The sequence below is a fragment of the Pandoraea soli genome (genome assembly GCF_902459595.1).
Lineage (GTDB): Bacteria > Pseudomonadota > Gammaproteobacteria > Burkholderiales > Burkholderiaceae > Pandoraea > Pandoraea cepalis.
On record NZ_CABPSG010000006.1, the window covers coordinates 164,501 to 188,755 of the forward strand.

The following is a 24,255-nucleotide window of genomic DNA, read 5'->3' on the forward strand; positions in this document are numbered from 1 at the left end:
CTCAGGCCACCTTGCCGGCCGTCGCTTCGAGAAGCGCCCACGCTTCCGGGCCGAATTTCTTCTTCCACTCCGCGTAGTAGCCCGACTTCTGCAACTGGGCGCGGAACGTCTCCGGCGCGGCCGCATTGAACGCGAGCCCCTTGCTCGAGAGCGCGTTCTGCAGGCCCGTGTTGAGCTTGTAGACGTCTTCGCGCTGCTGGATCGCCGCCTCGTTGAAGGCCCGCGCGGCGATGACCTTGAGGTCGTCCGGCAGCGCGCGCCACGAACGGCCATTCACGACGAGGTGATAGCCGTCCCAGCTATGGTTCGTGACCGAACAGAACTTCTGCACTTCGTAGAGCTTCGCCGTCTCCACAATGGCGAGCGGGTTCTCTTGCGCGTCGACAACGTGCGTCTGCAGTGCCGAGTAGACCTCGCTGAACTGAAGGCTCGTCGGCGACGCCTGCAGCGACTTGAACAGCGAAATGCCCATCGGGCTCACCGGCACGCGAATCTTCATGCCGGCAAGATCGGTCGCCTTCGTGATGGGCTTGTTACCGCTCGTGATCTGACGGAAGCCGTTGTCCCACATCTTCTCAAAGGTGTGGAGCCCCGTCTTCGCGAAGGTCTCGCGAATGCTGTTGCCGAGCTTGCCGTCGACCGCGTGCCACACCTGGTCGTAGTTGGAGAACGCAAAGCCGACCGCCGTAATGGCACTGATCGGCGCGAGCGTCGCAATCACCATCGTGCCGGCGTTGAAAATGTCGATACCGCCGTTGCGCACCTGCGCGAGCATGTCGGTGTCGCCGCCGAGCTGATTGTTCGGGAAGATGCGCAGTTCCATGCGCCCCTTGCTCTCCGAAGCGATGCGTGCCGCGACCTCCTGTGCCCGCACGTTCAGCGGGTGGCTGACCGGCAGATTGTTGCCGTACTTGAACACGTATTCCGGCGCCGCGGCACGCGCCATGCGCGGCAGCGCGCCCGTCACACCGGCAACGCCCACGACACCCAGTGCGGGCAAGGCGGAAAGCGCGCGCAGAATGTTGCGTCGGCCCTGAGAAGTTGAATCGGTCATCCGCATGTCTCCTGATTTATGTTTTTTACACAAGCGTCGGCGCGGCGGTCAGCGCGACGGCGCGAAAAGCCAACACCCCGTTCGCCGAACGATCCGCCCGGCGGCGTGGCGTCAGTTGCAGCGAACGTGCATGCCGCCGTCGACGAGCAATTCCACGCCGTTGATGTAGCGCGCCTCGTCCGACGCCAGAAATACGGCCGCATTCGCCACATCCCAGCCATCCCCCATGCGACCGGTCGGGGACAGCCGGTTGCGCGCATCCACCATCGCCTGCGCGCTCGGGTAAAAACCGGAAATCTGTTGATAAATGTGCGGCGTGTCCATCACGCCCGGCAGAATGCAATTCGCCCGGATGCCCTTGGCCGCGTACTGCAACGCCACGCTCTGGGTGAGCGAATTCACCGCCCCCTTCGATGCCGCATAGGCGCAATAGGCATAGCCGGTCCAGCGCACGCCGCCGAGCGCGCCGATGTTCACGATCGCGCCGCTGCCCTGGGCTTCCATGAGCGGCAGCACGGCCTTGCACGTGAGGAACATGCTCTTGACGTTGACCGTCATCACGCGATCCCAGACTTCCTCGGTGGTTTCCACGGGCCCGCCCTGGGAGGTAATGCCGACGTTGTTGTGCAGGATGTCGACGCGACCGTAGGTCTCGATGGCGGCCGCCACGGCACGCTGCACGTCGTCCCAGCGGGTCACGTCGGCGGCCAGCGCAACGGCGTCGTTGCCTTCGTCGGCGATGACACGGCATGTGACGTCGGCCGCGCCCTGCGCGCGGTCCACGGCCACCACCTTGGCGCCGCTGCGAGCATAGGCCACGGCGGCCGCCTTGCCATTGCCCCACCCGTCGCCGACCGATCCCGCGCCGAACACCAACGCCACGCGTCCCGCCAAACGACGCGGCGCCGACTCACCGACTGCTGCCATCACAATGTCTCCTGTGCATTCGCGTACCGGCCTGGCGGTACGTTCGTGGATATCTTGAAGACGTACGATAGGTCGCAACGCCATGATCGACCAACTCTGAATCGTGATGTGATTTGATGTGTTTTGATGAAGTATGCTGTGATCGTCGACGCGACGGCACGTGAAGCAAAACCGTCGCGGCACATCACATCGAGGGGAAGCGAATGAGACGAAACATGCCCAATCTGGCCGACATCGCACGTCTGGCGGGCGTTTCCACGGCAACGGTCGATCGCGTGCTACATCGCCGCGAGGGCGTGCGGCAGACGACCGTGCAGCGTGTGCTGCATGCGGCCGGTGAACTGCAATACCTGCCCGAGCCGGCACTGGAAGCAGTTCGGGCGGTGCCTCCCACGCAGGTGCTGTTCGTTCTGCCCGGTCGCAGCAGCAAGTTCCTTCGCATGCTGGGCGAATGGGTGCAGTGCTCGCAAAACCAATGGGCGCCGTATCACGTGAACTGTCGCGTCCAGTTCATCCAGGGGTTCGATCCGGACGCACTGTCAGCCGCGCTGCTGCGGCGTGGACGCGGGTGCAACGGGGTGGCCTTCATGCCGCTGGAGCATCCCAAGGTGCGCGAGGCAGTCGACACGCTGGCCGACGCGGACGTGGCGGCCGTGACGTTGGTGTCCGACCTGTCGCACTCGCGGCGCATCGCCTATGTGGGGTTGGACAATGGCTCGGCCGGGCGAACGGCGGCGTATCTGATCGCGCGCTTCGTCGGCGCGAAGCGGCACGCGAAGGTGGCGCTCATCGCGGGCTCGCTCAGCTACAAGGCGCACGTTGAGCGCGAGGCGGGGTTTCTGCAGCTCTTCTCAGAGCAGTACCCGCAGATGCAGGTCGTCGGGCTTCGCGAAGGCTACGACGACGAAGCGGTCAACTACCGGCAGACGCGGGCGTTGCTCGAACAGCATCCGGATCTCGCGGCAATCTACAACATCGGCGGCGGTTCTGAAGGCGTTGGGCAGGCGCTCAAGGAAGCGGGAATGCAACACAAGGTGGTCTTCATCGGGCACGGTCTGACGCCGGATACCCGCGCACTGCTGATCGACGGATCGATGGATGCCGTCATCACGCAAAGCCCGCAAAGCGCCATCATGAACTGCGTGCGCATCTTCGCGAATCTGCGCGAGAAACGCGATCTGTCCGCCGGCATCGAGGCGAATCGCAGCCAGGTGATCTTTCGCGAGAATCTGCCGTGAGCCGTCGCACGGCGGCGAGGCGTTGCTCGCCGTGCCCGCAGGTTTGCGTGAAGCGTAACGGCGCGTCGAACCCGTGCGCCCTTCCCCTTCCCCGTGCCCGACACGCCAACCGACCAAGACAAAACACCAGGCTCAGCGATAGCCGTTCGGGTTCTGCATCTGCCAGCGCCAGTGATCGGCGCACATGCGATCGATACCGTATTCGGCTTCCCAGCCGATGAGATCGCGCGCCATCTCGGTCGCCGCATAGCAGCTACCGATGTCACCCGCGCGCCGCTCGACGATCTCGTACGGCACCGGCTGGCCGCTCGCGGCTTCGAACGCCTTCACGACCTGCAGCACGGTGTAACCGTGCCCGGTGCCCAGGTTGACCGTGAAGCCCCCATCGCGTTGCTTGAGCGCATCGAGCGCGGCCAGGTGCCCGCGCGCGAGATCAACCACGTGAATGTAGTCGCGCATGCCCGTGCCGTCCGGTGTCGGCCAGTCGCCGCCGAACACCCGCAGGCGCTGGAGCTTGCCGACCGCCACTTGCGCCACGAACGGCATCAGGTTGTTCGGCACACCTGAGGGATCCTCGCCGATGCGCCCGCTCTCGTGCGCGCCCACCGGATTGAAATAGCGCAACAGCGCAATGCGCCAGCTCGGGTCCGCCTTGGCCACGTCGTTCAGAATCGTCTCGGCCATGAGCTTGGTCTGACCGTAGGGATTCGTCGCCGACAGCGGGAACGACTCGTCGATGGGTACCGTTGCCGGATTGCCATACACGGTCGCCGAGGAGCTGAACACCAGGTCCTTGACGCCATGCGACTGCATGGTCTCGACCAGCGTGAGCAGGCTGTCGATGTTGTTGCGATAGTAGGAGAGCGGCATTTCGACCGACTCACCCACCGCCTTGAGTGCGGCGAAGTGAATGGCACCGGTAATGCCGAAGCGCGTGAACAGGTCGTCGAGCACGGGCTTGGAGCATGCGTCGCCCTCGATGAAGACCGGGGCGCGCCCGGCAATTTCACCGATGCGCCGCACCGCCTCCCGATGGCTGTTGACCAGATTGTCGAGAATGACCACGTCATAGCCGTGCGCGAGCAGCTCGACGCAGGTATGCGAGCCGATGTAACCGGCACCGCCGGTCACGAGAATGGTTCCGAGTGTATTCATGCTTTGCCCTTGAGGCATCTCATTCGTTGGCTATTCGACGGTCACCGATTTCGCCAGATTGCGGGGCTTGTCGACGTCGGCGCCCCGGGCACACGCCGTATGATAAGCCAGCAATTGCAGAGGCACCACGTGGAGCACCGGCGACAGCTCACCGTAATGCTCGGGCATGCGAATGACACGAATACCGTCCGCGCTGGCAATGCGCATATCGCCGTCGGCCAGCACGTAGAGTTCGCCGCCACGCGCGCGCACTTCCTGCATGTTCGACTTGAGCTTCTCCACCAGCACGTCGTTCGGTGCAACGGTCACCACCGGCATCTGCTCGCTGACCAGCGCGAGCGGGCCGTGCTTGAGTTCCCCAGCAGGATACGCCTCGGCGTGGATGTACGAAATCTCCTTGAGCTTGAGCGCGCCTTCGAGGGCGATCGGATAGTGCAGCCCGCGCCCGAGGAACAGCGCGCTCGGCACGTCGGAAAATTGCGCGGCCCAGGCGATGAGCTGCGGCTCGAGCGCGAGCACACTCGTAAGCGCCGCCGGCAAATGACGCAGTTGCGCAAGGTGGCGCGCCGCCTCGGTCGCATCGATGCGCTTGCGCTCGACGCCGAGCGTGACGGCCAGCATGAACAGCGACACGAGTTGCGTGGTGAACGCCTTGGTCGACGCCACGCCGATTTCCGTGCCCGCGCGCGTGATGAACGACATCGCCGTCTGCCGCACAAGCGCGCTGGTCGCCACGTTGCAGATGGCCAGCGTGCGATCGTGTCCCAGGCTCTGGGCATGCTTGAGCGCGGCAAGCGTGTCGGCCGTCTCTCCCGACTGCGAGATGGTCACGACGAGCGCTTGCGGATTGGGTACCGACTCGCGATAGCGATACTCGCTCGCGATCTCGACCTGCGTGGGAATGCCCGCGAGCGCTTCAAGCCAGTATTTGGCGGTGAGCCCCGCGTAGTAGCTGGTACCGCAAGCGAGAATCAGCACACCGTTCACCTGCGGCAAGACGTCGGCGGCGCCTTCGCCGAACAAGGCCGGGGAAAACTCGGTGATATCGGCAATCGTGTCCGCAATCGCCCGCGGCTGCTCGAAGATCTCCTTCTGCATGTAATGCTGATACGGCCCCAGCGAGACTTCGGATTGATAGGCCGCCATCGGCCGTACCGAACGCTCGACTTCGGCGCCCTGCGCGTCGAGCACTGTCACGCGCCCCGGTGTGAGCAACGCCACGTCGCCTTCCTCGAGATACATGAACCGGTCGCAGTGACCGGCGAGCGCCATGGCGTCGGACGCGAGGAAATGCCCATCCGCCGCAAAGCCGATCACGAGCGGCGAGCCTTGGCGCGCGCACACCATGCGTTCCGGTTCGTCCTTGCTGATGACGGCGATGGCATACGCGCCCCGCAATTGCGCAATGGCCGAGCGCACGGCATGCACGAGCGTGCCGCCGTCGTTCGCCGCGAAATGCGCATCGACCAGATGGGCGATGACCTCGGTGTCGGTCTGGCTCGTGAACTCGTAGCCCTTGGCCCGCAGCGCATCGCGCAGCGCTTCGTGGTTCTCGATGATGCCGTTGTGCACCAACCCGATCCGCTCGCGCGAGAAGATCGGATGCGCGTTCTCGGTCGCCGGCGCGCCATGGGTCGCCCACCGCGTGTGCGCGATACCCAGTCCCGCGCCCATGGCCGCGTCGGCCAGTTCCGCCTGGAGTTGCGCCACGCGCGACACGCTGCGCACGCGCGTGAGCTGACGCGCGGCGTCGAGTACGGCCACGCCGCACGAATCATAGCCACGATATTCGAGACGGCGCAGCCCTTCGACCAGCACCGGTACCACGTCACGGCGTGCCACGCCGCCCACGATTCCACACATGATTTTCCCTCAACAATCGATTGGATGAGCGCAGCACGAAGCCGCCGCCCGAATGCCCGGCGGCGTTCGCCTGCGTGTTGACCTGTCTGATGTCCGGCGTTGTGATGACGGTTCGCCGGGATTGTCTTCCGCCTTCTTCGTTGTCTCGCCCGGTGCGCCGCGTCAGTCCAGCGCCGCGGCGGGATTGACTTGCATGAGGTGACCGTCGCCCACGTAAGGAATGAGGCCCTGCGCACGAATCTGCGCAACAGCTTGCCTGGCGCACTCGGTATCCGCGGGGGCGCAGTAATCGATCGAGATCACTGGCAGGTCGTAGCGCTCGCGCACTTCGCGCGCGCGCTCGAGCAGCCACGCGCGATCGTCGTCCGGCACCGCCACGTAACGCTGATTCCCCTCGTCCCAACCGCGATAGAGCGATTCGAACGCCACGGCCGCCACGTCGCCGTGTACCTCGGGCATCAGCACGAAACCGCGATTCAGAATCAGTTCGGCGCGCGGGAAGCGGCGCCGAATTCGCTTGATGACGGCGACCAGCCCGGCTTGCTGACGCGCACGCTCGGCATCGGTCTTGGCGACCAGTTCATACGAATCGAGCGTGTCGAGGAAAAAGCCGCGATAGCCCTTGGCCCATAACGGCGCGATGACCTTGTCCACGAAAAACTGAGGCCAGCCCGGGGCCGCCTGATCGATCACTTCCGATTTCCAGTCGCCATTGCGGCCAATGCGCCAGGCTTTCGGGATCGCGGCGTAGTAGTCGCGCGTAGACAGGACTTCGCCCACGCTGACATAAGCGATCCAGCGCCGGCCCTTGGGCTCGGTGGCCGGGTCGACGGCCTTCGGCACGAAGCCGTTGTCGGGTTCGATCACCACCTGATCGTAGCCGGCGAGCGCCTTCGGGTCGAGCGTCGCGCCATAGAAGAACGCAATGCGCCCGAAGACAGGCGGTTGCGCCGATGCGGTGTTGAGGAAGAAGCCGGCGAAGACCCCCACCACCCCGCCCATGAATCGCGCCAGTGGGCGGCGCCACCAAGTGGCGTGCGGTTGCTTCGTGTTGTCAGACATGGCGGTGGGCAGCGGCAATATCAGTGTCAGCGCTGCTGTTGCAGCATGTAGGTTTCATATTCCAGCGCGTCGAGCCGGCGATCGAGCAACTGCATCGCCACCATCACGACGACCAGCAGCGCCAGCGCGAAACCGTAGCCGTAGGCATTCGGTCCGAGCATCAGCGTGGCCCACGTGAACAGGCCGTTGGCGACGACCATCGCGGCGGTGAGCGCCAGCACCGTGCCACGCCGGTCCAGATAAAAGAAGATGTTCAGAATCCCGAGGAAAAGCACTTGCAGGCTCGCGGAAATGACGTCGATGTGCAGCAACGGCAGATACAGCACCGAAATGCCGATCAGCCGCAACAGTTTGTCGCCGAACGCGAAGATCAGCAGCGTAACGACCGCCTGGATCTTCAGGATTTCGTACAGACCGGTGCGGACCGAGCGCACCATCATGTCGCGCGATTCCTCGATGTACTTGAGCGTGCCGCCGGTACGCACCGCATTGAAGAATTGATCGTAGTACTCGACGAAATCCGTCTCGATACGCAGCAGAAACACCGCCATGCCCGGAATCACGCACAGGTACGAGAGGAACACCGGAAGATCGTAGATCACCGACGCGCGCAGCGGGCCGATCACGTCCTGCCCGGTCACGGGGTAGAACCAGAACATCAGCTTGTCGAGCCAGATGCCCAGATTGAACAGCAAACCCACGAACATCAGCGACGGATACGAGAAGCGACGCGCGAAGACCTGCCAGAGCAGATATTCGTCCGTGCGGTAATTGCGGTGAATCAGGCAGACCATGCCGAGCAGCAGGATCAGGTGACCGATGACGAAGCCGCCGAGCAGCCCTTCGAGCCCGTAGCGGTTGAGCAGCACCGCACTCACCACCGTCACCGTGTAACCAACGAAGAAGATCGCCAGCACCGCACGGTATTGCTTCACACTCGTGAGAAACAGCACGCCGATCCAGATATTGCTCACGATCACGAAGCCCGTGAGCATCAACAGCCGATAGCCGGTCGACTGACCGCGGAACACGGTCAGCGCGAGGATAAGACCGATGATGCCCGTACCGACCGTCGTCACCAGCGCGACCGCGTTGTAGTTCGGCAGCACCAGATCGGGACGCCGCTCGAACAGCCGGTCGCTCAGAAAGCGTGTGAACGAGAGTTGCAGTACGCCCGTGACGATGAGGCTGAACGCGATCAGGTAGGTGACCGACACCTGGAACTGCACGATGAGGCCCGGCGGTTGCACGACCGCGAGGCTCATCAGGCCGATGAGCAGAATACCGAGAATCGAGAGAATCAGCGGGCCCGCGCTGATGACCCCGGCATAGCCATAGGCCGCCAGCGTGCTGGTCAGCGTGTCGCGCCGGAGAATCTTGCGAAGTTCAAAGCCAATACCGGCCATCAGTGGTCTCCCGCAACCACCCCGGCGGCGGGACGCGCCAGCAGTGTCTCGTACAAACTGCGATAGGCGTCCTGCATCTGGGTGATCGTGTAATAGCGTTCGACACGCGCGATCGCCGCGCGCTGGGCCGCATGCCAGGTGGTGGGCTCGAGCACGTCGAGCAGTGCCTGGGCGAATTGTTCCGGGTTGGCGATCTGCACGACCTTGCCGGCAGGCCCGAGGGCGCGATCCTCATCGCCCAGGCCTTCGACCAGTTGGCGGCACGAGCCGACGTCGGTCGTCACCACGGGCACTCCGGCCGCGTATGCCTCCAGCACCACCAGCGGCAACGCTTCCGAAATCGACGACAGCGCCATGACGCCGATCTGCGGAAGGATGTCGGACACCTTCTGAAAGCCCATGAACCGCAGGCTGTCCTCCATGCCCAGGCTCGCCGCGATGTCACGACACTCCTGAGCGTAGGCCGGATCTTCTTCTTCGGGGCCGACCACCCACCCCTGCAGCCCCGGCATGTGTCGGCTGGCGATGAAGATCGCCCGAATGAACGTCTTGATGTCCTTGATGGGCACCACCCGGCCGATCAGCGCCACCACCGGCGGGATGTCGGCCGGACGCTGCTCGCGCAGCGGGGCAAACTGCGCCACCGAGATGCCATTGGGCGTGTTGCGGGTCTTGTGCTCGGGCGCGCCATCGGCGATCTGGCGCAGACGATTGCCCTCGAAGAGCGCGGTAATCTCGTCGGCTGCCTCGTAGCACACGCGCCCCATCGCTTCGAAGAAGCGCACCCACAGGTTCTGGAAATAGCCGACCTGCGAGATGTCGCGCTCGAACAGCCCTCGATTGTCGCGAATCCACTGACTCTGCAGCAGATCGATCTTGCGCTCCTTGGTGTAGATGCCATGCTCCGAAACCAGCAGCGGACGCTGGTGCTTGAAACGCAGCAACGCCCCCAGGAAGCCTGCGTATCCCGTGGAAACGGTGTGGTACACCTTGGCCGGGATCAACTGGTCGCAAATGCGCGCGAGTTGCCACAGCGGCTTGTGCATGATCCGGATCGTCCAGAAATAGTCCGTGAACGACGGATCCAGGCAGTACTTCTTGTAGCGATCGGTGATCATGTCCCACGAGCGCCGGCTGTGCAGGAAATTGGCCTCGCTGATCGCGCCGTCTTCGGCGAGCATTGGAATCACGTCGTGAATCAGCTTGCCGATGCCTTGCAGGTCGTCGCGCCGGCGCAGCATGTCATGCATCTTCTCCATCTTCTCGAACGCCTGCGCGTCGCCCTCGGCGGCACGCATCGGCGCGGGCGCCTCGAATTCGTACAGATAATGCGCCTCGAAATGCACGATGTTGTCGTGCAGCGGATAGACCATGTCGCCATAGTCTTCGCGACGGCTGCCGATGAACACGACGGCAAACGTCAGGTCCGGGAATGCGCGGATCATTTGATCCACCCACGACGACACGCCGCCCCGCACATACGGGAAGGTGCCTTCGAGCAGCAAAGCGATGTCGGCGGAGTCAGCGCGACGTTCGTTGGTACGCATTAGCGGGTCCAGAAACGCATGACGGGCTGCAGCATCGGGGTGGCCGTGCCATTCCCGAGGCCGGCGAGCATCTGCCCGACCCGTGCGTATTGATGTTTGAGGAACGCGACTTCGGCAAGCCAGGGCACGAGTCGGTCTGCAGGAAATTGATGGAACTCGGCACGCTGCAGACACTGTTCAGCTTGCTCCGGATCGTGACGCATCAGCGCGCAACGGCCCAGCAGGTACCACATGACCGCATCGCTCTCGCGATGGGCGATCGCCTCGCGGGCAAATCGCTCCACACGCTCCATCGTGAATCGGTACACCTCGCCGCGCACGAGGTTCTGATAAATCAGTTCCCAGTACAACTCGGCGAGCCGATGGCTCGCGTCGGCACGATCATCGTCGTTCTCCGCACGATCGCGCTGGGTGCGCGCGTCGAAAATACGCTGCATGATCTGCTTTTCCACGCCGTCGATAATTCCGTAGGCGAGCAACCGGATCTCTTCCACCGGATCGGCCAGCAGATCCCGCATGATCTCGCCGGTGGCCCGCGACGGCAGGGCCTGCACCGACACCAGTGCGGCCACGCGGTCTTCGCTGGTGCCTTGTGTGTTGCGCAAACGCGCACGCAGGCGCGCACCGGCGCCGTGCGTGACGCGCGAGACCAGGTAGGTCACGAACTCGGGGCGGTCGACCGCTCCGGAGCGGGCGAGTTCTTTCGGTGCGGGGAACAGCACGCTGATCGCCATCACGCCGAGGAACAGCAGCAAACCGCCGACCGGCATGAACAAGCTGATCGCCAGACTGTGCCAGAACGCCCCGGTACGCCCGTGGTAGTGCTCCGGCAGTACCGAACGAACGAATGTCGCGGTGAGCACTGCCGTGAGCAACTGCCATCCAAAGAAGACCACGAGCGGGTCGATCCGCCAGGCCGGTTCGAAAAGCGTGTGCACCGCCTGGGCCTGCGCGAGCAGGGCCAGGATACCGAGCGCGATCGCCAGCAGTTTTTTAAGCATGATCGCGGCAGCGCTCCAGCAATTTGCTCAGCCCCTCGCCCGGGGCGCGCTCGTCCACGCTGGCCGAGTGCACTGCCACGTGACCCGTTTGGAAATCCAGCCCGTATTGCTGACGCAGCGCGCTCTCAATCCGGATGAGGTACCCGTCGATGCCATTCTCATCGGTAATCGGCATCAGGGCGATGGCGATCTGCTGACGAGGGCCTGACTGAATCCACAAGGCGTCGAGCGCCCGGCGCGAACGCACCGTCTGCTCGAACAGCGAATCGCCGCTCGCGCCGCGCGGGAAAACAAGCGCCACGAGCGAAGACTGGATGCCGCTCTGGCGCTTCATGCGAGCCAGGCGCCCCAACTCCAGCGCGAAGTCGTAGGGCACGCTTGGCACCTCGTCGCGCACGCTCGCCACCACGCCCTGCTGTGCCACGCCGTCGGCGTAATAGGCCAGCAGCACCAGCAGCAATTGCAGGTTGTCGTGATTGAGCGCGAGGAACGACATACGGCGCACGATCAGCATGCCGTTGATGTTGCCATCCGTGTCGGTGAGCGGTGCGCACACGATATACGCACTCCCCTCGCCGACCGTCACGTCGTCGCGCACATGCGAGAGCGTGCCTTCGCGCAGGCACGTCTGCACGAGCGGATCGCTCTCCACCGGCGTGAATGCCTCGCCCACGCACGCCACCGCCGTGGGCACCAGCCGCCCGAGGTGCACGGGGAAGACCGACGCCACTTCGATCTGGCACGTCAGCGCGGCAAATTCGAGCATCGGCTGCGCGTTGGGCAACGTTTGCGCCGCTGCGCCCTCCTCGCCGGACGTCGTCAGTTCGCGCAATCGCGTGATGGCATCGCGCATGGTGCTCGGCTTGGTGAGCAAATCGCGCTCGAGCCGTTCGTGCGAGACACGCAACAGGTAGTGATTGTTCGTGATGGCGACGAGGCGATCGTTCAGATACGTGTTGATGCCCCGAGCTCGCGTCGCGCGGTTGCCCCAGATGTCGCAGAAGTGCCCGCCAACGACGATCATCGTGAAGCCACCGACGAAGAACATCGCCGGGAACGGCTCGCCATGCAGGCCATACAAGCCGTACCAGACGGTGGCAAGCACGAGACCCGCCACCACGCCGAGCAGCGCGCCATAGCGCAGCGCCATGACCAGGGCGACGAGCCACATCCATGGAAAGCCCAGCCCGATGAGCAGCGGATCGCCGGGGCGCAGCAACCAGGCAATCGCCACAGCGAGCGCCATGCCGGTGATCACCTCGAAGACCGCTACCGGGCGTGCCACGGCCGGCGCGATCAGGCGGCCATAGGTGCTCACGTTGCCGAACGGCTCCGAGCGTCGCACCTGTTCCGGGCCGACGGGCTTCGCGTCGATGGCAGCGTCCTGTTGAGTCGCGGTTTTCACGATGCCGCCCGTTACCGTTGCGCCAGCGGTGCCAGCAGGTTTCGAATCAACGTCTGACCGACGCCGGCCAGGCTCGAACGGCTCCAGCCGCTGCGGCTGCCGGTCGCGCTCCAGACGATGCTGCCATTCGAGACGTCGATGACATCGAACGTCACGCCGGCCACCGGTTCACCATCGACACCGACCTTGTAGCGCCATTCGGTCACAGCGCCCGAGAGCGCATACTTCGCCCCGGTCTTGCGTGCCCATTCCAGCGCGCGCATACGCGCTTGCGGGTTGCTGCCGCCGACGAGCGAATCGCCGCCATCCGGATCGCCGACATAGCGATGCAGATCGGTAAAGCCGTTCTGGACCAGAATGCTTTGGGCAATGCTCTCGGCGCGCTGGCCGGCATCCGGCGTTTCCGTCGTATTGGCGATCGGCAGAATCGCCCAGGCGGCCGTCTTGGGCAGATTCGGGGCGTCGCCGACATTCATCGTCGAACAGCCCGCCACCAGCGCGGTCAGGACGGCAGCGCCGGCCAGGCGGCGCCACAGCTTACTCACGATTGTCTTCATGGTCTTGCTCTCCCTTGCGGATGCGAAATTTCAGTAGAACAGCCGGTACGCGATGCCGACCTGCGTTGTGGCAACACCGGTGCCGTTGGTGATGTCGTGCGAGTAATACACGCGAGCGTGATCGTTGCCGAGCACCGACCCCGCCATGCCCAAGTTGACCTGCGGCCCCCAACCTTGCTGACTGTCGTGGATGTAGCCCACGTCGAGATACGGCCGCCAGGCACGCCGGTAAGCATTTTGGTAGTCCTGCCCAAAGCCTGCCATGACACCGTATTGGGTCGTCGTGATCGGCATGAACTCCGAAGCCACCGGCGCGGTGCCGGCCGGCAACAGCACGGCGAGCGACGGAATGGTGGCCGTGCCTGGCGTGTAAATGCCGCGCTCGGCCACGAGCCTGACGTTCAGGTCCGGGTAGTCGATGCGCAGCTTGTACCCGACCTCGCCGCCGAAGCGCCAGCCACGTCCGAGATACGTGCGGTCCTGCGCATGAAAACGGTCGTACTCGGCGTTCGCCTGACCGTACCAGCGACCATCGCCGGCCCACAGCATCTGCACACTGCCGAAGTCGCGCGTTCCAGCGACCTGAGTGTTCGGCGCAATGTTGGTGAACTGGTTATAGCCCGCCTGGAACGTCGTCGTCAGTGGCGTATTGCGGTTGAATGCGGCCGACGCAAGTCCGGTGAAGAAGCTGTTCAACTCGCTGCGATGCCCGACTGTGAGCGCCAGATCCCGCTCCACGGTGCGATCGCGTACCGTGAAGTTGAAGATCCGGTCATGCGCCGGCACCCAGGCAAGCTGCGACGTGTCGATGGTTCGCTGATTGCGCTGGATCGCCTCGACCGTCACACCGATGCGACTGGTGAGGTTGAGACTGCCGATCAGCGAACTCTCCAGATAGCTCAGCGGCGCCTGGCGCGAATAGAAGAGATCGAAGCCCGCATTCGATCGATCGCGCAGGATCGTGTCGGTGAATGTCGTGTGCACGGCGTCGTTGTTCGGTGCGCCGTCAGCCGCACGCCACGCGAGCGTCTCGGCCTGGGTCGAGCGTCCGAGCCGTTCGTTCGCATCGACCTCGCTTTCGATCGGCATGCGACCTTGCCGGCGGTCGAGCAGTTGCGCCATCTTGTCGCGGTCGTTGTTCTCGAGCGCGAGGGCAATCTCCGCATCGGCGGGGCGCAGCAGACGATTCGCATATTCGCGCGCCAGCCAGGCACGGGCCAGATCGAAGTGTTCGCCGGACAGCGCCCACGCCAGTCCGACGTCGCGCGTGGTCGCGCTGAGCACCGCCTGACGCGAAATCGACGCGGGTTCGCGCGTCGCCGGCGAGTCGGTCGCGTCGCCCGCAGGTTTGAGCGGCGCCAGCTCGGCCGATTCGCCCAGCAGCGAGTCGCCGACCTTGGCGCTGTCGGCCGAACGGCGGTCATCGCGCAGCAGATTTGCCAACAGCTGGCGCGACGTGTCGCCATTCGAGAACACTTGCGCGAGCGTGACACGCGCGGCTTGCGCTTCGAGCACGCCGTCGTTATCCGACGTTTGCGCCGCAAGGCGTTGCACCACCGCGCCCGGCCGCCGGCGCGGGGCGATGCGCAGTTGTCCGGTCTGGGCACGCGTTTGCAGATCGCGCCAGGCACCGCGACGAATGCGCCACGCGGTATGGGCATCGCCGGCCGCCTCTTCGGCGTCGGCGAGCGAGAGCATCCACAGCGGGTCGTCGTCCGAGAGCGACGCCTGTTGGCGCAAGTACGTCAACGCCTCACGCGCATTGCCCAGGCGTAGCAGACCGGCACCGTACGCCCCCCAGTATTCAGCGTTTCCAGCCACGAGCGGACGATAGTCATGCAGCGCCATGCCGAGCGCGTCGTCGCTGCCATAGTCGACCAGCGCCCACAGGTAGGCAACCCGCACTTCGTCACCCGCGTTGTCCAGGCGGGATGCCGCGCGCAGATCGGCCAGCGCCGCGTCCCAACGCTGAATCTGCTGATAGTAGGTCGCACGGGTGGAGAGCAGTTCGCTCGACTTGGCGAAGCGATCGCGCTGCTCGGCGTCGAGACCGTCGAGCAGGGCCTGCACCCGATCATAGGCGCGGGCCGTCGTGTAGAAGTAGATCGCCGACTGGAGCGCAAGATCCGAATCGTTCTGCCGGAATTCCGCTTCGGCCGTACGGCCGGCATCGAGCGGATACCCCTGATAGAAGTAGGTCATCGCATTGAGGTCGAGCGCCTCGGCCTTGCCCGTGCGCAACAGGCGCGGATACGCGTAGTTGGCGTCTTCGTCGCTTTGCGCCAGGCGTGCCACTTCGGCGTACGTGCGCCAGTAGCGCGCGTCGTCCGGCAGCGTTCCGGCGCTGTCGCGCACCTTGCGCAGCTCGGCCAGCGCCGGCTTCACCTGGCCCTTTTGATACATCAGGCTGGCAATGCGCAGCGCATAGTTCGGCGACGGACCGAACTCCTTTTGCAGGGTCTCGAACGTCGCCAGCGCCTCGGCGTCCTGCCCAGCGCGCTGGGCGACGTCGCCCTCGCGCTCCAGCAGCGCGCGGCGCTGATTGCCCGCCGCATGACGCTTGAGATACGCGAGCGCCTCGTCGGGGTGGCCGAGACGTTCGTAGGTATTGACGATATCGTCCTTGAGCTTGAGATCGCTCGGCTGGCGCTCGGCTTCGAAGATCTGTGCCGCGAGATAGGCCTGATCGTCATTGAGCTGCGGCGCGAGCTGGTAGACGTTCTGCCATGCTTCGGCGTTGCCCGTGGCGTCGGCGTACTTGCGCCAGTATGTGAGCGCGACCGAGGGATGCCCGTTCCATTGCGCGACCTGTGCGAGACGGCGAGTCCAGACGAGCGGATCGAGCTTGCGTTGCAGGGCCTGCTGTGCGAGCTTCTCGGCGTCGTCGAGCTGACGCGCTTCGACAAACGCCTTGAAGGCCACGTCGTAATCGTTCGCCGTCACGCTGTTGGCATTGGCACCGCTCTCGGCCGACTTCGCGGCGGCCGTACCGGCTTCCCAATCGAATTTCCCAGGGGCGTCCGGCTTGGACGTCTTGTCCGCGTTCGCCGCCTTCGTCGCTTTCGTGGATGCGTCCGATGCGGCATCCGCCGCACTCGCGCCGCGGGCCAAGCCCACATCGGCGACGCGAACGATGCGATACGCGTCCATGCGCTCGCGTACGCGCACGCCTTCCGGGCCATCGAGATAGCGCAGATGCGCACGACCGGCGCCGTCGAGCCCGCGGCCGTCGGCGGTCACCCCCGGCAACCAGCCGGCGAGTTGCACATGCGCCCCACGCGACGGCGGCACCAGACTCGACAGTTGCGTGAGTGCCCGTGCGTATTTCGTCATCAGGTCCGGGCGGCCCGCCTGACGAGCGACATCGAGCAGATATCGCAGGGTTGCCGGATCGTTGGCCAGTTCACCCACGCGCTTCTCGCCTTCCGCGCACGCGCGCGAAATCTGGTTCGCCGACACGAGCACGCGGATGCCCGCGAGGAACAGGCGCCGGCGATCGTCGCGCGTGGTTGCCGCGTCTTGCGCGGCGAAATAGGCATTGGCGGCATCGTCATACGCGGCGTGAGCGAAGGCGGCGTCCGCCAGCTTCTCCTGCCATAGCGCGGCGTTCTTGGCATCTGCGGCCGCCAGCAGCCGGTAGTCGCGCAGCATCAAATTCTGGGCGCCCGCCAGCCGGGCCTTTTCCGCCAGCATGCGCAGCGTCGGCACGTCCCACTGGTACTGCGACGTCGCATCCAGCAGTTCCACATATTGCGCCATGCGCTCGGCGCGACGCGGATCGTCTGCCGGCACGTCATATGCGCGCTGCTCGGTGGCCGCCAGCGCAAGCAGAATGCCGCGACGGCGGTCTGGCTCGTCGGACATGCCGCGCAGCGTCTTCGCGACACCCATCGCGTCGTCCCAACGGCCCAGCCCCAGATATTGTTGGCCGAGTAGATCGAGATAACGGGGCGCGCCGGGTTCAATGCGCAGCCACGCTTCGAGATAGGCCACCGACAGTTCGCTCGGCGGTTGCGCGGCGAGCGCGCGCGTCTGGTCGTCGTCGCTCGGGTGAGCCGCGGCAAGCGCGAGCACGATGCCTGCGCCGATCGCGACCGTCAGCCACGGCGCGCTCAGCCGTTCGCGCTTGTCGAACGGTTTTCCGGTCACTGCGTCGGCAATCCTGTCGGGATCGGGGCGAGCGGCGTCAGTCACAGTCGACCCCCACGGTATGCATGACGACCGGCTTCTCGGCAACGCCGGAGACCTCGGCGCGCAGGCGACCCGTGCCATCGGCACGCCCCTTGGCCACACCGTCGACGCTGATGCGGCAACCGGCGGCATTGGCCACGCTCACGAACGGCTTGTAGTAGCCGCCAAAGCGGAACGACAGGTTGCGCCCGGTGCGCTGGAAGTCGCGGATGAACCCGGCGGCTTCGTCGATGTGCGGCGTGCGCTCGGCGCCCTTCGGGGCGATCGAGAACTCGGCGGTGTCGCCCCCCATGTGGATGTACAGCCCGCCCGGCCCCGGCAGATAACCCGCAACGTCATCGGACGTCCCCATGACGGGCACACCCGCGCCCGGCCAGCGCATTTCGCGCAGATCGGCGCCGCTGCGCACACGCCAACGCGTGGAGCCCCCGTCGGCGGCTACCTCGCGGGCAACGGCCACGCGACGCCAGTCCAGCACGCGGCGGATGTACTCGGTGGTGAAGATCGGGAACACGGGCTGTTTGAGCACTGCGTTATAGACTTCCTTGAGCGCATTGAGCGATGCGACCTTCGTGCCCGAGTACATGTGGTAGTAGAGGTTCACTGCCTTGAAGCGAATGGGCTTGTCGGTCATGCCGAACGTTTCGAGCACGCGCGTGTAGCCGTAGTAGGGCCCGAGCCAGTCGTTCGTGTAGACGTTTTCGTCCATCACGGCGGCATACACCTGGAACTCGGTCGGCAGGCTGCCCTTCTCTACGCCGTATGGTGCGATGTTGGTCCAGCTGTTGTTCGTCTTCGTGATGATCGTGTCGCCGCCGTTGATCGAGAGCACGCCCGCGGCCCATGCCTTGCGAATCGCAATCGCGGGGGCCTGCGCATCGCCCGGCCATTGCAGCACCACGACCTTCTTGCCCGGGGGCGCAAGACGCCCGTTGATATAGTCGATCGACCCCTGGATCTCACGATCGAGGTTGAACTTGTAGTTGGGGATGTCGAGCGAGAAGGCGTCGTCTCCGCCCCACTCCTTGTTCGCCTTGCCAGTGATACGCTCGCCGGTGGTCTGGTTGATCTGCTCCAGGTTGAACGGGTGCGAGAAGGTGTGCGTGCCGATCTCGACGTTCGGCAGTGCGAACATCTTGCGAGCAATCTCTTCGAGACGCGGCGAAATCTTCGGATACAGCCCCTTCGCGCCGACCTCGCCCTCGATCACCGACAGCGTCGTGGGCAGAGGATACTTCGTGTAGATCTGTTCATACAGCGCCATCGAGCCGTAGTCGACACCCGGGAATTCCGCGCGCGAGGCAAAGCCATCGCCGTCGACGTGCACGAACATCAGGCGGCGGCCGTTCTCGGTGGTCACGTCGGGCACCGGTATCTGCGGCAGCGCCAGCGCCTGGCGCAGGAAGTCGATCGGCTGGATCGCCCAGCGCTCCTGTCCGATGCCGGCAAGCGACGTCACCCCATAGGGGCTGAGCGTATAGCCGCCCCACGGCAACATGCCGGCCATGTCGTAAGTGTAGGTCCCCGCCTGCAGACGCAGCAGCGGCTGGCCGGTCGGCCCCACGCGCACGCCGAGGGCGTCGCGCACGTCGGCCGTCGGCATGATCTCGAAGCCCATCATCGGCGCCTTGCTCACGACGCTCGGCACCACCGAGCCGGGCACGGTGCCCGCCACACGCTCGAGGCCCAGCACCTGAGCCGTCTGTTGATCGATCGGGAAACCGAACTGTCCGATCACCGCCACGCGCATGCCGTCATGAATTCGGGCCAGCAGCCAGCGTCGCCACGCGCCGGCATTGTTCACATTGCGATCGATGGATACGACAATGCCCGCATAGCGGTCGCTGCGCACGTTGGCCGGCATCGGGCCCTTGTTCACGTTGACGTATTGCACGTCGTAACCGAGGTAGTTCAGCGGCATCGAGATATCGCGCGCGCCGGTCGTCAGGTCGATCGGTTCGCCGTCGCCCGGCGCCTGCACCATCAACACCTTACGCGGCATCACTTCGATGCGGCCAACGCCGACCGTCTGCACATCCGGATCGGTGACGAACGCACGCACGCCTATCTGATTGAGCGTGCGCGCCGTGTCGCGACGGCAGGCCACATCCGCGCTCGCGCAGTAGTCCATGGCAAACGTCGGCAGATGCGATTGCTCGCGCAACGCTTTGAGCTGGTCGAGCGCGGACTGTCGCGCGTCGGCCGGTGTGTCGACGAAAATCATCGCCCGGGCGTCGTATCGATGCAACAACCCGTCGGCAAGTACACCGGCAAGCGCCGGCGCCAGAGACGGCGCAAGGCCCAAATGGTTTCGCAGTACGAGACGCGCGTCGGCATAACGGGCGCGCACAGCGTTCACACGCGCGGCCATGCGCGCGTCGCTCTCGGCATCGGCCGCGAGCGGGGCACCGTCGTCGATCAGGAAATTACGATAGCCCTGCGCCCAGAGCGGGGCAACGCGCGCGTCGACGAACGCCTCTGGCGATTGCGCGGTGTCGCGAGCATCCAGACGGGCGAACCAGGTGGTATGCGGGGTGAGCGATGCGTCGGGCAGCGAAGTTTGTGTCGGGTCGATGACGACCCAGTCGAAGGACTGCAGCGCGTCGACCGGGAGGTCGCGACCGTAATAGAGCGCGATGTCGGGCACGGCGGACGACAACGGCGCCATGGCCGCCGGGGCGGGCATTGTCGGCGCTACCGATGGCGCTGCGGCCAGGGCCATGCCGGCCGGGATCATCGTCGTGAGCATGACGAACGACCGCAGCGAACCGGTGACCATGCCGCGCGTGCGGCGCAACCAACGGCCGAACACCTCACGACTTCCCCGATTCCCCAAAACGCCGCGGAAATTCCGTGTCTCCGCCGCGAATGCTTGTCCCTTCGATGCCATTAGCGTGTGTGCAATCAATGATTTGCGCTCGACCGTATCACGCGTCTCACGCACTGATCAATCTTCGGAGTCTCCCCGCCCGACGGCAAAACCGTCGGACAGGAAAGTTCGTGGTGGTACGTTGGCCGCAGTTCCCCCCCCGGGGCGGTGACCGATGTCGCACGTACGCGTCAATAGCGCAATCTGCGACGGGATGATGTCTGACACATGCGCTCAAGCACGATGCCTGGGATTCGAGCCTGGACGATCGCGCGGCTTGAATTGAGCGACGGATTTCCAGATGACCCGAATCGTCCTTCCCGCGAAGGACTGTGCGCATGCCGATTGTGGCATTTGGGCTGCCCAGCGCCGCAAAATTCGATGTCATCTCATCGCAGCTACAAACTTTAAAGGGCAACCGTCCCATCAGCGTCCCCCAGACAGTTATGGGAGGGTTGACGAAATCGAACGCATGGGCATCGCGTTCATCCGCAACCGCTGCCATCGTCGATCAGCCATATTGGGCGAGGGTTTGCCGCGCGCTCACGTGGGAGCCGGCACCGCGCCCGGCCTCACCCGCCGCGTCCACCATGCTGAAGATCCGGCGGGTCGGACCGTCGGACCGTCGGACGAGGCGGCCAACTCCCGCGCCACGCGCCAGAACGTTTCCAGAAACGCCAGCGCCGCGCCTTGCAGCGGTTCATAGCCACGTGTGACGAGACAAGTTGCACTTTCGTCGGTAATGGCTTCGAAATCAAGCACGACGAAACGGTCGCGCATGTCCGGCGACATAGTTCAGAAGCCGGTAGGACGGCCCTGCTCGAGGCGGGGAGTCGCCGATGGTGACGACGTTGCATCATCGGCTGGCCTGGCATGGGTGTCAACCAGAGGTTGACGCGAAAATTTGGCGTTGCCTCCCGGGCCGCCATCGATGTGGCTGACGGCGGTGCCTGACACTGCGCGACTTCTCGTCGTGGCGTCGGTGCTGACGACGCCGGCGGTGTTCAGAATGCCCGGTGGACGCCTCTCCGCGCACAACCATCGTCACACATCAGTGATGACCCGCCGCACGGTCCACGCAGCCGAGGACGAACAACGCGCCCGTGAATCCCAGCGCGACGACGCACACGCCCTGCCATCCGTCCCACGCCCACGCGGCCCCCGAGAGCACCGCGCCAAACGCGCCGCCGACGAAGAATATCCCGACGAAGAGTGCGTTCAACCGGCCGCGCGCCGACGGATTGATAAGGTTGATGGCGCGCCGTCCGAGCGTCTGGTCCGTAATGACGCCAGCGTCGAGTGTTGCGGCGCCGGCAACCAGGAGCACGAGCGCCAGGCCCGGGTGCATCGCTGGCGAGAACCCGCCCCATCCGGCGCCCGCAACGCCAAGCATCAGCACAGCGGCAATCATCGCGAGATGGGCGACGACCTGCGTCGTGCGACCCTGCCCGCGATCCCCCATATATCCGGCGAGCGGTGTCACGATGGCGCCCGTGGCGCCAGCCAGTGCGAAGACCGCAATGCCCTGCATTCCAAGCGAAAACGGCGGTTGCGCGAGCAGGAGTGCGATAGCCGTCCAGAACGCGCTGAATGCGCCGAGCGCGAGCGCCGCCTGCATGGCGCGCCGTTGCAGCACCGGCTCTGTGCGCAAAAGCGTCCAGAGCGAGCGAAGCAATGCCGGATACCGTGCCCCGGCCTGTGGTTTGCGATTCGGTAACCGGGCGTAAAGCACGATCGCAAGCAACGCGTTGGCCAACGCCGCAACGCCGTAGAACGTGCGCCAGCCCCACGCGCCGGCGATCAGACTGGCGAGCGGACGCGACAGCAGAATGCCCAGCATCAAGCCGCTCATCACGTTTCCGACGGCCCGCCCTCGACGGCTCTCAGGGGCCATCGACGCAGCCATCGGCACGAGCATCTGGATCACGCTGGACGTCGCGCCCGCCAGGAACACCGACACGAGGAACACGCCCCCCGAATGCGCGAACGAGGCGAGCGCAAGAAACGCGGCGCAGCAGGCGAGCGTCCGAAAGATGAGCCTGCGATTTTCGACCAGATCGCACAGCGGCACGAGCAGTAGCAAACCCGCCGCGTAGCCGAGCTGCGGCAGCATTGCGATCAGACCGGCAAGCTCCGTGGGCAGCTTCAGCGCGCGACCGACAGGCCCGGTCAGCGGTTGCGCTGCCGACAGATTCACGACGACGATGCCGACCGCGGCGGCGAAGAATACTGTCAACGGCGTGGTCAACGTGGCAGGCGTCGCTGGCGATGGTGGCATGGGCGCGACGACCGTGTCGCGCGAACAGGGGGTAGCCGGCTGAGTCATGTTTCGATTCCGATGAATGACTGAAGGTCACAGGGGGTGACGGTTCGGCTGATTGTAGGAACAGGTTAGTTATGCCACAATTGAATTATGTTTATATTCATTATGCGAGTTTGTTTTGAACACACATGACTTGCAGGCTTTCGTCGCCGTGGTCGAAAGCGAATCGATGGCACAGGCGTCGGAGAAGCTCTTCCTCACGCAACCTGGTCTTACACGACGCGTCCAGAATCTGGAGAAGCTTCTGGGCATCGAGTTGCTTGACCGGCAAAGCAAGCCGCTAAAACCGACGCCTGCCGGACGCGAGGTGTACGGATTGGCCCGCACGGTGTTGCGCGCGGTCGACGACTTGAAAGCCGTTGCCTCGCCCGATACGGAGCCGTCGGGCGAATTCCGTATCGGCGTGCCGCCATTTCTCTCCGAGCTTGCCCTGGAACAGCCCATCGACTTTCTGCGCAACACGTTCCCGAAGCTGACGCTTCGCGTGACGGCGGCATGGTCGCCGGGACTGTTGCAAAGTCTCGATCAGACAAAGGTGGATGCCGCCGTCGTGCTTCTGCCGGAGAGCGTGGCGTTGCCCGAAGGTGTCACGTCGACGCTTCTCTCGCGCAAGCCCATGGTGGTCGTCGCGCCCAGCGCCTTCGGGCTGGCCGACAAGCCGGCGACGCTCGCCGATCTTGCGAATCATCCGTGGGTACTGAATCAGGACGGCTGCGGCATGCGCTCGGGGCTTGCCAGGGCGATGGCGATGGCCGGATTGCCGTTCAACGTCGCGGTGGAAGCGTTTGGCTCGGAGTTGCAGTTGTCGCTGGTTGCGCGCGGCCTCGGCGTAGGACTGGCCACCCCCGAAGTCCTTGCACGCAGTGCGCATGCCAAGGCGCTGCAAGTCCTCGACGTGCCTGAGTTCCGAAGCGGGCTGAACGTCTGGCTCGTGCACGGCGCGTTGCCGAGCCGGCTTGCTCGCCCAGTCGCGTTGATGCGCGACGCGTTGGCGGAGAGGCTGGCAGAGGATGAAGTCCGGCTGGCGCCCTCCACGCCCACACGCAAGCGACGCAAGGCATCATGAAATTCGTCGTCGCCACTTTCGGTGTCGATGGCGGACAAACGGCGAAGCGGCGTTTGATATATCGGAGGCCCCCCCAATTAGCGAATGCGACGCATTCGTGATACGATCCGGGCGAATTCCAGATTCGGCCATCCCGGCGGACCGAAAATCGGCCTTTCACAACGATGCTCACTCGCTCACGCAAACGTTTCAGCGCATGGCTTGGCTTGACCGCCATGTGCCTGGCGCTTTGCGTGCCGATCGTGAGCCAGTGGTTGGCCGCGCATCGCACGAGCGTTTCGCAGATCGACGCAACCTTCTGTACCGCAGACGGATTGACACCGTCGGCCGTGCCAACCATCGCGCACGACGATTCGCACGCGGACATGCGTCACGCACCGGCCGCCGATCATGGCGGGCACGGTGACGCCTGCGGCTATTGCTCGTTACTTGCGAACCATCCGCCGCTGGTCATGCCGCCGCACGCCAGTGCGGTGTCGTTTGTCTGGATCGCCCGGGCCGGTCCGACGTCGAGCGTCGCACCGCAACCCCGTCCACTCGCCTACATTCCGCCCGCCCGGGCCCCGCCGCACCGTTCCTGATCGACGCCTT

General features: G+C 64.7%; 17 protein-coding genes. 3 read left to right on the forward strand and 14 right to left on the reverse strand.

Annotation, left to right across the window (positions count from 1 at the left end; all coding sequences use genetic code 11):
- Position 1: 1 nt before the first annotated feature.
- Both PSO31014_RS12800 and PSO31014_RS12805 read right to left on the reverse strand, forming a co-directional pair.
- Positions 2–1,054: a TRAP transporter substrate-binding protein gene (locus PSO31014_RS12800; protein WP_150551968.1), complete on the reverse strand. Its 1,053-nt coding sequence runs from the start codon at positions 1,052–1,054 to the stop codon at positions 2–4.
- A 111-nt stretch (positions 1,055–1,165) separates the two neighbouring features.
- The gene (locus PSO31014_RS12805) at positions 1,166–1,981 is read right to left on the reverse strand and encodes an SDR family NAD(P)-dependent oxidoreductase (RefSeq protein ID WP_150551969.1); all 816 of its coding nucleotides are present in this window, start codon (positions 1,979–1,981) and stop codon (positions 1,166–1,168) included.
- A 215-nt stretch (positions 1,982–2,196) separates the two neighbouring features.
- On the opposite strand from PSO31014_RS12805, the gene PSO31014_RS12810 reads away from it, so the two are divergent.
- Entirely contained in the window at positions 2,197–3,219 is a 1,023-nt protein-coding gene (locus PSO31014_RS12810; RefSeq protein WP_150551970.1) for a LacI family DNA-binding transcriptional regulator, read from the forward strand.
- Positions 3,220–3,351: 132 nt separating this feature from the next.
- Here PSO31014_RS12810 and galE read toward each other — a convergent pair whose 3' ends face one another.
- The 12 genes from galE to PSO31014_RS12870 form a co-directional block, all read right to left on the reverse strand.
- The gene (galE, locus tag PSO31014_RS12815) at positions 3,352–4,374 is read right to left on the reverse strand and encodes a UDP-glucose 4-epimerase GalE (RefSeq protein WP_150551971.1); all 1,023 of its coding nucleotides are present in this window, start codon (positions 4,372–4,374) and stop codon (positions 3,352–3,354) included.
- 30 nt (positions 4,375–4,404) lie between these two features.
- A complete protein-coding gene (gene glmS, locus PSO31014_RS12820) occupies positions 4,405–6,237 on the reverse strand; it encodes a glutamine--fructose-6-phosphate transaminase (isomerizing) (RefSeq protein WP_150551972.1) in 1,833 nt (610 codons plus the stop codon).
- 162 nt (positions 6,238–6,399) lie between these two features.
- Complete coding sequence (locus PSO31014_RS12825; RefSeq protein WP_246176617.1) at positions 6,400–7,299, reverse strand: endo alpha-1,4 polygalactosaminidase; 900 nt, start codon at positions 7,297–7,299, stop codon at positions 6,400–6,402.
- A 26-nt stretch (positions 7,300–7,325) separates the two neighbouring features.
- Entirely contained in the window at positions 7,326–8,705 is a 1,380-nt protein-coding gene (gene pelG / locus PSO31014_RS12830; protein ID WP_150551973.1) for an exopolysaccharide Pel transporter PelG, read from the reverse strand.
- On the reverse strand, positions 8,705–10,252 hold the full coding sequence (gene pelF / locus PSO31014_RS12835) for a GT4 family glycosyltransferase PelF (RefSeq protein ID WP_150551974.1): 1,548 nt from the start codon (positions 10,250–10,252) through the stop codon (positions 8,705–8,707). Before pelF ends, pelG begins: the two co-directional genes overlap by 1 nt.
- Positions 10,252–11,253: a tetratricopeptide repeat protein gene (locus PSO31014_RS12840; RefSeq protein WP_150551975.1), complete on the reverse strand. Its 1,002-nt coding sequence runs from the start codon at positions 11,251–11,253 to the stop codon at positions 10,252–10,254. Before PSO31014_RS12840 ends, pelF begins: the two co-directional genes overlap by 1 nt.
- On the reverse strand, positions 11,246–12,658 hold the full coding sequence (locus tag PSO31014_RS12845; RefSeq protein ID WP_150551976.1) for a PelD GGDEF domain-containing protein: 1,413 nt from the start codon (positions 12,656–12,658) through the stop codon (positions 11,246–11,248). The genes PSO31014_RS12840 and PSO31014_RS12845 overlap by 8 nt, the downstream gene beginning before the upstream one ends.
- A gap of 11 nt (positions 12,659–12,669) precedes the next feature.
- Positions 12,670–13,215, reverse strand: a complete 546-nt coding sequence (locus PSO31014_RS12850) for a penicillin-binding protein activator LpoB (RefSeq protein WP_150551977.1) — start codon at positions 13,213–13,215, stop codon at positions 12,670–12,672.
- 30 nt (positions 13,216–13,245) lie between these two features.
- Complete coding sequence (locus PSO31014_RS12855; protein ID WP_150551978.1) at positions 13,246–17,409, reverse strand: tetratricopeptide repeat protein; 4,164 nt, start codon at positions 17,407–17,409, stop codon at positions 13,246–13,248.
- A complete protein-coding gene (locus tag PSO31014_RS12860; protein WP_150551979.1) occupies positions 17,402–20,218 on the reverse strand; it encodes a bifunctional glycoside hydrolase/polysaccharide deacetylase family protein in 2,817 nt (938 codons plus the stop codon). Before PSO31014_RS12860 ends, PSO31014_RS12855 begins: the two co-directional genes overlap by 8 nt.
- A 600-nt stretch (positions 20,219–20,818) precedes the next feature.
- Entirely contained in the window at positions 20,819–21,067 is a 249-nt protein-coding gene (locus PSO31014_RS12865) for a hypothetical protein (protein WP_150551980.1), read from the reverse strand.
- Positions 21,068–21,326: 259 nt separating this feature from the next.
- Positions 21,327–22,601, reverse strand: coding sequence for an MFS transporter (locus PSO31014_RS12870; RefSeq protein WP_150551981.1), 1,275 nt, complete (start codon positions 22,599–22,601; stop codon positions 21,327–21,329).
- Between the two features lie 115 nt (positions 22,602–22,716).
- On the opposite strand from PSO31014_RS12870, the gene PSO31014_RS12875 reads away from it, so the two are divergent.
- Positions 22,717–23,664: a LysR family transcriptional regulator gene (locus PSO31014_RS12875; protein ID WP_150551982.1), complete on the forward strand. Its 948-nt coding sequence runs from the start codon at positions 22,717–22,719 to the stop codon at positions 23,662–23,664.
- A gap of 164 nt (positions 23,665–23,828) precedes the next feature.
- Positions 23,829–24,245, forward strand: coding sequence for a DUF2946 domain-containing protein (locus PSO31014_RS12880; RefSeq protein ID WP_150551983.1), 417 nt, complete (start codon positions 23,829–23,831; stop codon positions 24,243–24,245).
- The last annotated feature ends 10 nt before the right edge of the window (positions 24,246–24,255 follow it).

What these genes read in the sequence shown, in the direction of transcription:
- PSO31014_RS12800 (WP_150551968.1), bottom strand. Translation starts at nt 1,054, where the DNA reads ATGACCGATTCAACTTCTCAGGGCCGACGCAACATTCTGCGCGCGCTT.
- PSO31014_RS12805 (WP_150551969.1), bottom strand. Translation starts at nt 1,981, where the DNA reads ATGGCAGCAGTCGGTGAGTCGGCGCCGCGTCGTTTGGCGGGACGCGTG.
- PSO31014_RS12810 (WP_150551970.1), top strand. Translation starts at nt 2,197, where the DNA reads ATGCCCAATCTGGCCGACATCGCACGTCTGGCGGGCGTTTCCACGGCA.
- galE (WP_150551971.1), bottom strand. Translation starts at nt 4,374, where the DNA reads ATGAATACACTCGGAACCATTCTCGTGACCGGCGGTGCCGGTTACATC.
- glmS (WP_150551972.1), bottom strand. Translation starts at nt 6,237, where the DNA reads ATGTGTGGAATCGTGGGCGGCGTGGCACGCCGTGACGTGGTACCGGTG.
- PSO31014_RS12825 (WP_246176617.1), bottom strand. Translation starts at nt 7,299, where the DNA reads ATGTCTGACAACACGAAGCAACCGCACGCCACTTGGTGGCGCCGCCCA.
- pelG (WP_150551973.1), bottom strand. Translation starts at nt 8,705, where the DNA reads ATGGCCGGTATTGGCTTTGAACTTCGCAAGATTCTCCGGCGCGACACG.
- pelF (WP_150551974.1), bottom strand. Translation starts at nt 10,252, where the DNA reads ATGCGTACCAACGAACGTCGCGCTGACTCCGCCGACATCGCTTTGCTG.
- PSO31014_RS12840 (WP_150551975.1), bottom strand. Translation starts at nt 11,253, where the DNA reads ATGCTTAAAAAACTGCTGGCGATCGCGCTCGGTATCCTGGCCCTGCTC.
- PSO31014_RS12850 (WP_150551977.1), bottom strand. Translation starts at nt 13,215, where the DNA reads ATGAAGACAATCGTGAGTAAGCTGTGGCGCCGCCTGGCCGGCGCTGCC.
- PSO31014_RS12865 (WP_150551980.1), bottom strand. Translation starts at nt 21,067, where the DNA reads ATGTCGCCGGACATGCGCGACCGTTTCGTCGTGCTTGATTTCGAAGCC.
- PSO31014_RS12870 (WP_150551981.1), bottom strand. Translation starts at nt 22,601, where the DNA reads ATGACTCAGCCGGCTACCCCCTGTTCGCGCGACACGGTCGTCGCGCCC.
- PSO31014_RS12880 (WP_150551983.1), top strand. Translation starts at nt 23,829, where the DNA reads ATGCTCACTCGCTCACGCAAACGTTTCAGCGCATGGCTTGGCTTGACC.